The organism is Streptomyces sp. RP5T (assembly GCF_003933965.1).
GTDB lineage: Bacteria > Actinomycetota > Actinomycetes > Streptomycetales > Streptomycetaceae > Streptomyces.
In genome coordinates, this window is record NZ_RSAJ01000411.1 from 1 (window position 1) to 7704 (window position 7704).

At 66.7% G+C, this 7704-nt stretch carries 9 protein-coding genes; 7 read left to right on the forward strand and 2 right to left on the reverse strand.

Annotated features, from left to right (window positions below; all coding sequences use genetic code 11):
- Window positions 1-72 precede the first annotated feature (72 nt).
- Window positions 73-651 carry a hypothetical protein gene (locus EHS43_RS31620; RefSeq protein ID WP_125194115.1) on the forward strand — a complete coding sequence of 193 codons (579 nt, stop codon included), beginning with the start codon at window positions 73-75 and terminating at the stop codon, window positions 649-651.
- A gap of 57 nt (window positions 652-708) precedes the next feature.
- Here EHS43_RS31620 and EHS43_RS31625 read toward each other — a convergent pair whose 3' ends face one another.
- Window positions 709-1014, reverse strand: a complete 306-nt coding sequence (locus EHS43_RS31625) for a ferredoxin (RefSeq protein WP_125194116.1) — start codon at window positions 1012-1014, stop codon at window positions 709-711.
- A 244-nt stretch (window positions 1015-1258) separates the two neighbouring features.
- Between EHS43_RS31625 and arc the strand changes: the two genes are divergently transcribed.
- The 6 genes from arc to prcA all read left to right on the forward strand — a co-directional run bounded on the left by arc (window position 1259) and on the right by prcA (window position 7413).
- The gene (arc, locus tag EHS43_RS31635; protein ID WP_053852485.1) at window positions 1259-3025 is read left to right on the forward strand and encodes a proteasome ATPase; all 1767 of its coding nucleotides are present in this window, start codon (window positions 1259-1261) and stop codon (window positions 3023-3025) included.
- A gap of 245 nt (window positions 3026-3270) precedes the next feature.
- Window positions 3271-4782, forward strand: coding sequence for a depupylase/deamidase Dop (gene dop, locus EHS43_RS31640; protein ID WP_185806496.1), 1512 nt, complete (start codon window positions 3271-3273; stop codon window positions 4780-4782).
- A gap of 155 nt (window positions 4783-4937) precedes the next feature.
- Window positions 4938-5156 (forward strand): ubiquitin-like protein Pup, encoded by a 219-nt coding sequence (locus EHS43_RS31645; protein WP_053852487.1) that lies wholly within the window; start codon window positions 4938-4940, stop codon window positions 5154-5156.
- Window positions 5157-5279: 123 nt separating this feature from the next.
- Complete coding sequence (locus EHS43_RS31650; protein ID WP_125194117.1) at window positions 5280-5792, forward strand: endonuclease VII domain-containing protein; 513 nt, start codon at window positions 5280-5282, stop codon at window positions 5790-5792.
- Window positions 5744-6589 (forward strand): proteasome subunit beta, encoded by an 846-nt coding sequence (gene prcB / locus EHS43_RS31655; RefSeq protein ID WP_125194118.1) that lies wholly within the window; start codon window positions 5744-5746, stop codon window positions 6587-6589. The genes EHS43_RS31650 and prcB overlap by 49 nt, the downstream gene beginning before the upstream one ends.
- A gap of 59 nt (window positions 6590-6648) precedes the next feature.
- Window positions 6649-7413, forward strand: a complete 765-nt coding sequence (gene prcA, locus EHS43_RS31660) for a proteasome subunit alpha (RefSeq protein WP_125194119.1) — start codon at window positions 6649-6651, stop codon at window positions 7411-7413.
- An 81-nt stretch (window positions 7414-7494) separates the two neighbouring features.
- Here prcA and EHS43_RS31665 read toward each other — a convergent pair.
- Window positions 7495-7704, reverse strand: a 210-nt coding sequence (locus EHS43_RS31665) for a substrate-binding domain-containing protein (protein WP_185806497.1), incomplete at its 5' end; no start/stop codon positions are given.

The window sequence follows — 7704 nt, forward strand, 5'->3', positions numbered from 1 at the left end:
CCCCCGATCTGTGACGTGTGGCACCATGCTGGCCACCCCCCACCGGCACAGCCCTCACAGGAGACGCTCCTAGTGCAGCAATCCGCCGTCCCGGAACTGGCACACACGCACACCCGCCCGATCCACTGGGTCGCCACCGCCACCGCCGTGGCGGGAGTCGTGGCCCTCTCCTCGGTCCTGCAGCCCAACCCCGCGACGGCGGCCCAGGCGGCCGGCCCCGGGGCCAGACCGGCCCCGGTGGTCACCACGGCGCCCGATCCCGCCGGCGTCCACTTCCCGCTCGACTGCGGCCCGGTCAAGGCGAAGGTGCAGAAGCGGGTCTCCGGAGACCTCGACGGCGACGGACGGCCGGAAACAGTCGTCGTGGTGCACTGCGACGCCCCCATGGGCACCCCGCCCGACGCCGTCTACGTCATCACACACGCGAAGGACACCGGCGAACCCCGGGTCGTCGCCACCCTGCTGAGCCCCAAGACCCGCAACACCGTCACCGACTTCACACTGAGCGACGGCGCCGTCCTCGCGACCCTGCTCGGCTACTCGACGTCCGACGTACCCAGTTGCTGCCCGGACATGAAGGACCAGGCGAAGTGGCAGTGGAAGGACGGCGCGTTCGTCCGCTCCACCCCCGCGGGCACGCACACCGTCTGACCGGACCGATCACATCTGTGAGAAAACAGACAGCGGTCACGCAGGGTGGCTTTCCGGTCACTCTGCGTCCGGTCCGTAGATCTCGACCCTGTCCGAAACTCGACGTACGTGAATGCACTCACCCGGACATTCCTTCGCCGAGTCGACCACATCGGTGAGAAGCGGCAGCGGTACGGGCGTTGTGGCGCCCTTGTCCTGGAGGAGCTCGTCGTCCGAGCCCTTCACGTAGGCCAGACCGTCGATGTCCAGCTCGAACACCTCCGGCGCGTACTGCGCGCAGATGCCGTCACCGGTACAGAGGTCCTGATCGATCCAGACCTCCAGGGTCTCGCCGCCGGCCCCGACCTCCTGCTGCACTCTCATCTCTCCTGCCGTTTATGCGTCGAGCCGAACGGGAATCCGGCCAGCTCTGACGGGTGTTGAACACTTCGACCCTACCTTCGGCAGCTTTCCAATCTTGTTCGGTGGGTATTCCCCTGGCGTGAGGGAGAGCGCAAGGGTGAAGATCGGACACACCTCGACAGTCTTTGTGATCTAGGGGTTTCAATCGACACCCACCCAGGTAGGGTCTGGAAGCGTCCAGCTCCCCTTGGAGGAGGTGAGGACCGTGGCAGCCCACGACGACGACATGAACCGCGGCATCCGCCCGGGACGAGGGTCCGACGACCCGTCCGGGCAGATTGCCTACCTTGAGCAGGAGATCGCCGTCCTGCGACGCAAGCTCGCCGACTCTCCGCGACACACGAGGATTCTCGAAGAGCGGATCGTCGAGCTGCAGACCAACCTGGCCGGCGTGTCCGCCCAGAACGAGCGACTCGCCAACACGCTCCGTGAGGCCCGCGACCAGATCGTGGCCCTCAAGGAAGAGGTCGACCGGCTCGCACAGCCCCCGGCCGGCTTCGGCGTCTTCCTCGAAGCGAACGAGGACGGCACCGCCGACATCTTCACCGGCGGCCGCAAACTGCGGGTGAACGTCAGCCCCAGCGTCGAACTCGAAGAGCTTCGGCGCGGCCAGGAAGTGATGCTCAACGAAGCGCTCAACGTGGTCGAAGCCATGGAGTTCGAGCGCGTCGGGGACATCGTCACCCTCAAGGAGATCCTCGAGGACGGCGAACGCGCCCTGGTGCTCGGGCACACCGACGAGGAACGGGTGGTACGGCTCGCCGAGCCGCTGCTGGACGTCACCATCCGCCCCGGCGACGCCCTGCTGCTCGAACCCCGATCCGGCTACGTCTACGAGATCGTCCCCAAGAGCGAGGTCGAGGAACTCGTCCTCGAAGAGGTCCCCGACATCGGCTACGAGCAGATCGGCGGACTCGGCGGCCAGATCGAGGCCATCCGGGACGCCGTCGAGCTCCCGTACCTCTACCCGGACCTGTTCAAGGAGCACGAACTGCGCCCGCCCAAGGGCGTCCTGCTCTACGGGCCCCCCGGATGCGGAAAGACGCTCATCGCCAAGGCCGTCGCCAACTCGCTGGCCAAGAAGGTCGCCGAAGTCACCGGCCAGGCCACCGGCAAGAGCTTCTTCCTCAACATCAAGGGCCCCGAGCTCCTCAACAAGTACGTCGGCGAGACCGAGCGGCAGATCCGCCTCGTCTTCCAGCGTGCTCGCGAGAAGGCCAGCGAGGGCACCCCCGTCATCGTCTTCTTCGACGAGATGGAATCCCTCTTCCGCACCCGCGGCTCCGGCGTCAGCTCCGACGTCGAGAACACCATCGTCCCGCAGCTCCTCGCCGAGATCGACGGCGTCGAAGGCCTGCAGAACGTGGTCGTGATCGGTGCCTCCAACCGCGAGGACATGATCGACCCCGCCATCCTGCGCCCCGGCCGCCTCGACGTGAAGATCAAGATCGAGCGTCCCGACGCCGAGGCCGCCAAGGACATCTTCGGCAAGTACCTCACCGAGCGCCTCCCCCTGCACTCCGACGACCTCGGCGAGCACGGCGGCAGCAAGGCCACGACCGTCCAGAGCATGATCCAGACGGCCGTGGAACACATGTACGCCGAATCCGAGGAAAACCGCTTCCTGGAAGTCACCTACGCCAACGGAGACAAGGAAGTCCTCTACTTCAAGGACTTCAACTCCGGCGCCATGATCGAGAACATCGTCGGCCGCGCCAAGAAGATGGCGATCAAGGACTTCCTCGACCACAACCAGAAGGGTCTGCGCGTCTCCCACCTCCTCCAGGCCTGCGTGGACGAGTTCAAGGAGAACGAGGACCTGCCCAACACCACCAACCCGGACGACTGGGCCCGCATCTCCGGCAAGAAGGGCGAGCGGATCGTCTACATCCGCACCCTCATCACCGGAAAGCAGGGCGCCGACACCGGACGCTCCATCGACACGGTGGCGAACACCGGTCAGTACCTGTAAACACAGGGCGGCTGCGGGTGCCCTCACCGGGGTACCCGCAGCCGACTGTTTTTCAGGCAACCAACCGGACCGAACGCGAGCAAGGCAATGACGCAAATGATCTCCCCACCAGCGCGGAGCCGTTCTAGGCTCTTCGGTACCGCCGAGTCGCGCAGTGCGGGGACGGGCACCGCACACGCACCGGAGCGCCAGCGGTACTTGAGCGCCGCCCCCGACCGAGGGCGCCGCCGGGCAAGGAGGGCCGCATGACCGTACGGCGAGTAATGGGCATCGAGACGGAGTACGGGATCTCCGTCCCCGGCCACCCCAACGCCAATGCCATGCTCACCTCATCCCAGATCGTCAACGCCTACGCGGCGGCGATGCACCGGGCCCGCCGGGCCCGCTGGGACTTCGAGGAGGAGAATCCGCTGCGGGACGCGCGGGGCTTCGACCTCGCCCGCGATGCCGCCGACTCCAGCCAGCTCACCGACGAGGACATCGGCCTCGCCAACGTCATCCTCACCAACGGCGCACGGCTCTACGTCGACCACGCACACCCCGAATACAGCGCCCCCGAGGTCACCAACCCCCGCGACGCCGTCCTCTGGGACAAGGCCGGCGAGCGGATCATGGCCGAGGCCGCCGAACGCGCGGCCCAGCTGCCCGGCGCCCAGCCCATCCACCTCTACAAGAACAACACCGACAACAAGGGCGCCTCCTACGGCACGCACGAGAACTACCTGATGAAGCGGGAAACCCCCTTCTCGGACATCGTGCGCCACCTCACGCCCTTCTTCGTCTCCCGCCAGGTCGTCACCGGCGCCGGCCGCGTCGGCATCGGCCAGGACGGCCACGAACACGGCTTCCAGCTCAGCCAGCGCGCCGACTACTTCGAGGTCGAGGTCGGCCTGGAGACCACCCTCAAGCGCCCGATCATCAACACCCGCGACGAACCCCACGCCGACGCCGAGAAGTACCGCCGCCTCCACGTGATCATCGGCGACGCCAACCTCTCGGAGATCTCCACCTACCTCAAGCTCGGCACCACGGCCCTCGTCCTGTCGATGATCGAGGACGGCTTCATCGCCGTCGACCTGGCCGTCGACCAGCCGGTCCGCACCCTCCACCAGGTCTCCCACGACCCGACGCTCCAGCGCCTGGTCACCCTCCGCAGCGGCCGCACACTCACCGCGGTCCAGCTCCAGATGGAGTACTACGAACTGGCCCGCAAGTACGTCGAGGAACGCTACGGCGCCGACGCGGACGACCAGACCAAGGACGTCCTGGCCCGCTGGGAGGACACCCTCAACCGCCTGGAGCACGACCCCATGAGCCTCGCCGGAGAGCTCGACTGGGTCGCCAAGCGGGAGCTCATGGAGGGCTACCGGCGCCGTGACGGCCTCGACTGGGACGCGGCCAAGCTGCACCTCCTGGACCTCCAGTACGCCGACGTACGGGCCGACAAGGGCCTCTACAACCGCCTCGCGGCCCGCGGCCGCATCAAGCGTCTCCTCGACGAGAGCGAGGTCGAGCGGGCCCGTACCAAGCCCCCGGAGGATACCCGCGCGTACTTCCGAGGCCGCTGCCTGGAGCAGTATGCCGACGACGTCGCCGCGGCCTCCTGGGACTCGGTGATCTTCGACCTCCCGGGCCGGGACTCGCTCCAGCGGGTCCCAACCCTCGAACCGCTTCGCGGAACGCGAAATCACGTCAAGGAGCTCCTGGACCGCTGCCGGACGGCAGAAGACCTGGTCAGGGTCTTGTCGGGCAACTGAACGGATACCCGGGCCGGGGCGCGCCGCAGGGTGGAAAACCCGGCCAGAGGGAATCATCGAGATGGCCCCCGTACGTTGTAGCAACTGCGGGGCCGATGTCAGACCCTGCTTGTAGGGTCTGATCAAGAACGTCGAACCGAGCGGGGTGAGGGGTTATGGCGACCAAGGACACCGGCGGCGGACAGCAGAAGGCCACCCGCAACACCGAGGAGGTCGAGGAGCAGACTGCGGAGGCGCAGGGCTCCGAGGACCTCAAGGAGCGCCAGGAGAAGCTGAGCGACGACGTGGATTCCGTCCTGGACGAGATCGACGACGTACTCGAGGAAAATGCCGAGGACTTCGTGAGGTCCTTCGTTCAGAAGGGTGGCGAGTGATTTCACCTTTGCATCGAAGGTGAAATTGGGGGCGCGGTCGAGTGGTCGAAGGATCCGCGTCGCGACGCTGTTCCAGGTGCAAGCAGTATTTGCCGACGACTGCGTTCGCGAGGCAATAAGGCGATGGCTGACGGTCTCCAGGCGTACTGCCGGGAGTGCTCCGCTGAGTACTACCGGCAGCGCCAGGAGGCCAAAGGCAAGAAGGTCAGGGAGAGGGTCTCTGTCCCAGCAGGGCACAAGCGTTGTCCGCAGTGCGGCGACGTGAAGCCTCACGGCGAGTGGGAACGGAACAAGTCCTCCTCCGACGGCTGGGCCAGCTACTGCCGGGCATGCCGTGCCGTGCGGAACAGGGCCAGTTACTTGATGCGCAAGTACGGCATCACCGAAGCCCAGCGTGACGAGATGGTCGCCTCTCAAATGGGGCTCTGTGCGATCTGTCTGACGGCTCCCGCCGTTCATGTGGATCACTGCCACAAGACGGGTAGGGTCCGTGGCGTACTGTGCTTCAACTGCAATTCCGGCCTCGGCCTGTTGGGGGAGAACCCCGAAGCGATGAACCGAGCTGCCGATTACCTGGAAGGAAACGCGTGGAAGCCAACACTCGTAGCACCGGGCGTCTACCAGCTGCCTTCCTGACGCCTGGGTCGTCGTCCTTCATGGACTTCCTGTCCGAGCATCAGCCGGAGATGCTGCCGGGGAACCGGCAACTGCCGCCCACGCAGGGCGTGATCGAGGCGCCGCATGGGACGACCATCGTCGCCGTCACGTTCCCCGGGGGTGTCGTGCTCGCCGGTGACCGCCGGGCGACCATGGGGAACGTCATCGCCCAGCGGGACATCGAGAAGGTGTTCCCGGCCGACGAGTACTCGGCCGTCGGGATCGCCGGCACCGCCGGCCTCGCCGTGGAGATGGTGAAGCTGTTCCAGCTGGAGCTGGAGCACTTCGAGAAGGTCGAGGGCGCCCAGCTGTCGCTGGAGGGCAAGGCGAACCGGCTGTCCACGATGATCCGTTCCAACCTGGGCATGGCGATGCAGGGGCTGGCCGTGGTGCCACTGTTCGCGGGGTACGACGTGGACCGGGAGAAGGGGCGGATCTTCTCCTACGACGTCACCGGCGGCCGTTCCGAGGAGCACAACTTCGCCGCCACCGGTTCCGGCTCGATCTTCGCGCGCGGGGCCATGAAGAAGCTCTTCCGGGGCGACCTGACCGAGGAGCAGGCCACCACTCTCGTGGTGCAGGCCCTGTACGACGCGGCCGACGACGACTCGGCGACCGGTGGTCCCGATGTCGCCCGCCGGATCTACCCGATTGTCACCGTGATCACCGAGGACGGCTTCCGTCGGCTCACCGACGAGGAGTCCTCCGAGATCGCCCGTTCGATCCTGGAGCGGCGGCTGGAGCAGCCCGACGGCCCGCGGGCCGCGCTGCTGTAGGCGCCACCGTCTTGTTCGAGGTGATCGCAGTGACTTCCACAGAAAGGGACGGATAACCGGTGTCGACGCCGTTCTATGTTTCTCCCCAGCAGGCGATGGCCGACCGGGCGGAGTACGCCCGCAAGGGCATCGCCCGTGGTCGCAGCCTGGTCGTGCTGCAGTATGCCGACGGCATCGTGTTCGTAGGCGAGAATCCGTCCCGCGCGCTGCACAAGTTCAGCGAGATCTACGACCGGATCGGCTTCGCGGCCGCCGGCAAGTACAACGAGTACGAGAACCTGCGGATCGGTGGCGTGCGCTACGCCGACCTGCGTGGTTACACCTATGACCGTGACGACGTGACCGCCCGCGGTCTTGCCAACGTCTACGCCCAGACGCTGGGCACGATCTTCTCCTCGGCCGGTGAGAAGCCGTACGAGGTGGAGCTGGTCGTGGCCGAGGTGGGTGAGACGCCGGACGGGGACCAGATCTACCGGTTGCCGCACGACGGTTCCATCGTGGACGAGCACGGCTCGGTGGCGGTGGGTGGCAACGCGGAGCAGATCAGCAGCTATCTGGATCAGCGTCATCAGGACGGTATGAGCCTGGCGGAGGCGCTGAAGCTGGCGGTGCAGGCGTTGTCGCGTGACACGAACGGCAGTGAGCGGGAGATTCCCGCGGAGCGGCTGGAGGTCGCGGTGCTGGACCGTACACGTCCGCAGAAGCGCAAGTTCAAGCGCATCGTGGGGCGGCAGCTGGGTCGGCTGCTGGAGGCCGGCGGTGCGTCCACCGAGGCGGAGAGTTCGGACGAGGGGGAGGGTTCCGAGCGCTCCGAGGAGGAGTAGCCGGTCCGTCCTGCCCGATCCTTACCGATCCTCACCCTTTTCTGTGCCCCGGCCGATCCTCCGGCCGGGGCACAGGGCGTTTCAGGGGGTGCTGGGGGGTGCTGTGGAGCCTCGTACGACCAGTTCGACGGGAATGTCCCCCGCGTCGGGCGTACGGCCTTCCAGGACGGCCAGGAGGGCTTGCATGCCGCGTTCGCCGAAGAGCTCGGCGTCCAGTCGTACGGTCGTGAGCTCGGGGTCGATGGCGGTGGCGAGGGCGAGATCGTCCAGGCCGGTGACGGAGATGTCGTC